Annotated in this window: 4 protein-coding genes and 1 pseudogene; 2 read left to right on the top strand and 3 right to left on the bottom strand. The window is 40.9% G+C overall.

Translation table 11 applies throughout. From position 1 onward, the window contains the following. Window positions 1–140: 140 nt before the first annotated feature. Both ACFIJJ_RS09460 and ACFIJJ_RS09455 read left to right on the top strand, forming a co-directional pair. On the top strand, window positions 141–464 hold the full coding sequence (locus tag ACFIJJ_RS09460) for a type II toxin-antitoxin system RelE/ParE family toxin (RefSeq protein ID WP_015857128.1): 324 nt from the start codon (window positions 141–143) through the stop codon (window positions 462–464). A gap of 12 nt (window positions 465–476) precedes the next feature. Continuing rightward, window positions 477–788: a DNA-binding protein gene (locus tag ACFIJJ_RS09455; RefSeq protein WP_208439803.1), complete on the top strand. Its 312-nt coding sequence runs from the start codon at window positions 477–479 to the stop codon at window positions 786–788. A gap of 45 nt (window positions 789–833) precedes the next feature. Here the strand turns inward: ACFIJJ_RS09455 and ACFIJJ_RS09450 are convergent, their stop codons facing one another. The 3 genes and pseudogenes from ACFIJJ_RS09450 to ACFIJJ_RS09440 all read right to left on the bottom strand — a co-directional run. Next, window positions 834–1,112 (bottom strand): hypothetical protein, encoded by a 279-nt coding sequence (locus tag ACFIJJ_RS09450; RefSeq protein WP_375624254.1) that lies wholly within the window; start codon window positions 1,110–1,112, stop codon window positions 834–836. Then, a complete protein-coding gene (locus ACFIJJ_RS09445; protein ID WP_375646762.1) occupies window positions 1,109–1,840 on the bottom strand; it encodes an antA/AntB antirepressor family protein in 732 nt (243 codons plus the stop codon). Before ACFIJJ_RS09445 ends, ACFIJJ_RS09450 begins: the two co-directional genes overlap by 4 nt. 303 nt (window positions 1,841–2,143) lie before the next feature. Continuing rightward, a pseudogene (locus ACFIJJ_RS09440) lies at window positions 2,144–2,357 on the bottom strand (late control protein); the annotation flags it as partial.

Below are 2,357 nucleotides of genomic sequence, written 5' to 3'. Positions count from 1 at the left end.
AAAAAAATTGACATCTTTCTCATTCGGAAAGATAGCTTGGTTAAGCTTCATGTCGCTTTTTCATTGGAACAAAAGAAGATTTTTTCTCAACTTTTAATTTCTCTCTTGACAAACATTCGTTTATAAACGAATATAACATCATGTTTGAAATACGTCACTACCTTACTTCTGATGGCAAAGACTTGATAGCTGATTGGCTGCGAAAGCTCCGTGACATGCAGGCTAAAACTGCAATTATTCGCCGCCTTAATCGTTTAGAGCAGGGGAACTTTGGCGATTTCAAGCCGCTTCGTGAGGGTGTCCATGAATTGCGTATTAATGTTGGTCCTGGCTACCGAGTTTATTATGTCCAATCTGGAAAGACCGTATTGTTGCTATTATGCGGTGGCAGCAAAAAAACACAAGAGACTGATATCACTCGTGCATGTGCTTGCTGGCGTGATTGGCAAAACCGTGAAGATTAAAGGAGTGCAAAAATGAAAGACCGTAACCATGATGATGCAATGGCAGAAATATTCCGTGATGATCCTGAGTTGGCAGCGGCTACCCTTGATGCAATCCTAGCAGATGGTGATCAGGGTGAACTGCTTGTAACTCTACGCCAAATGGCCAAAGCTTATGGTGGTGTTCAAGCTGTAGCTAAAGCAGCCAACTTGAACCCAACACAACTTTACCGTACACTTTCAGAGAAAGGTAATCCAGAGTTCCGCAGCTTGAATGCTTTACTGCGTACCATGGGGTTTCGTTTGGCTGTACAGCCTCTTGAACGACCAGTTCCACACGTGTAACTTTAGTGTTCACTCCCCACCTTTAAAGATGGGGAAGGGAGGTATTTAAGCAACCTTTTTAATGGGAGGCTCCAAATTTTGTTCATAAGTTCGCAACAAAGAATCCATACGATGTGGAAGTTCTGAAGCTCCAAAATCTGTCAAAATTGCCAAGATTTTTGTAATATTGGGCACGTCATCTTGAAGCTTTAAAACCAGAGCATCTACGACCGATTCCATAACCTCAACTATAGCATTGCAGTCCTCATCTCCAATGCCTCGATGATTAGAAAGCTTAAACAACGACAGCCACAAATCGCATAAGAAGTCGACACTGCTATTCATTGCACACCCCCATGGATTTGTTCTCTCAAACATGCCAATCCTCTAGATGTGATTTTTGTTGAAGGCAGCACCTTTTCTGTCCCATCCGGTCTTTGAATGGTAATAGCGGGACAATCCATAAATCCTTTCTTGATTTTATCCTGATAAGGTAACAGAGGCGCCCCTGGAGCCCGTCGATAGACCCAATCATGTTTACGCAAGTAATCCGTTAAATCCTTTGGTCGTACCTCCAACATCTTTGCTGCTTCAATAAGACCAAACAGACCATCAGAGCGTTTTAAACCATCTAAAGCTTCTGCTTTTGGAGCCAATTCGGCAATAACATGATCTTTCTGCTCAATTTGACTTTGTAAGTGATTCAAAACACCAAGTAATGCTTCGGGTTTGGAGTAGTCAACTTGTGGTGTTGCTACTTGTTTCAAAAGCCGTTCACATTTGATAAAGTATTGACGCGCTTCATGCCCTTTATCATTACGCTCTATCATCGAAAGATGTTTAGCCATGTCTAAGGTGAGAGCATAATCTTTAGAAGGACGTCCACCTGAACTTTCGCTCAAAAAAGAGCAAAAGTCATGCTCTTCTTTAAATTTACAATCTTGAATACGTCTGATAATCCAATCTTTAAAACTGGTTTTTACTTCTAAAAATGCGTGTAATTCTCGAGCGTTAACAGTTTGAACTGTTTCCTGTCCAATTATTTGTTCTGATATTTTTATAAGAGTGTTCATGATGAACTCCTAGATGTTAAAGTTTTTGATTGACACTCAATAGAGAGTGCCGGGTGCTCAAAAACACGGCATCTAGTCCGTCGTTATGCCTTTCCCAAAAGGGTATTGTATAGCATAACCACACCCGACAAGACCTTTATATGCCACGGCATATAATGAGTCAAAATCTTTAATGTTCAGAAGATTGATTATTTCGGCAACCAATCCGCTAGATGTTTTAAGGTGTTTTTGAGGCACCTGATTCGATTATTCATATTGTTGCCACATTGTCAAGTTTCTTCTGATAATTTTTTGATATTTTTGCTAATTGATGCCTTCTTCATCCATATGGATAACGCCTTCACCTTCGTCGCATGCGTTTGGTGGAGCGTTTGGATCAAGGGTATCGTCCTTGTCTGGTGTGATGTTTGCAACGTTTCCAGCTGTGTCTTCTTGGGCTTCATCAAAAAGTTCGCACTCTATTTTTGTGGTGTAACCACCCGTTTTATCAAGTTTGTGCTTAACACTTTTGATGCGC

This window comes from Bartonella sp. TT29SHDZB, assembly GCF_042193395.1.
In the GTDB taxonomy this organism is placed as follows: Bacteria; Pseudomonadota; Alphaproteobacteria; order Rhizobiales; family Rhizobiaceae; genus Bartonella.
This window is presented reverse-complemented; position numbering and strand designations above follow the sequence as displayed.

Coding starts and splice junctions, on each gene's coding strand:
- ACFIJJ_RS09460 (WP_015857128.1), top strand. CDS start 141: ATGTTTGAAATACGTCACTACCTTACTTCTGATGGCAAAGACTTGATA.
- ACFIJJ_RS09455 (WP_208439803.1), top strand. CDS start 477: ATGAAAGACCGTAACCATGATGATGCAATGGCAGAAATATTCCGTGAT.
- ACFIJJ_RS09450 (WP_375624254.1), bottom strand. CDS start 1,112: ATGAATAGCAGTGTCGACTTCTTATGCGATTTGTGGCTGTCGTTGTTT.
- ACFIJJ_RS09445 (WP_375646762.1), bottom strand. CDS start 1,840: ATGAACACTCTTATAAAAATATCAGAACAAATAATTGGACAGGAAACA.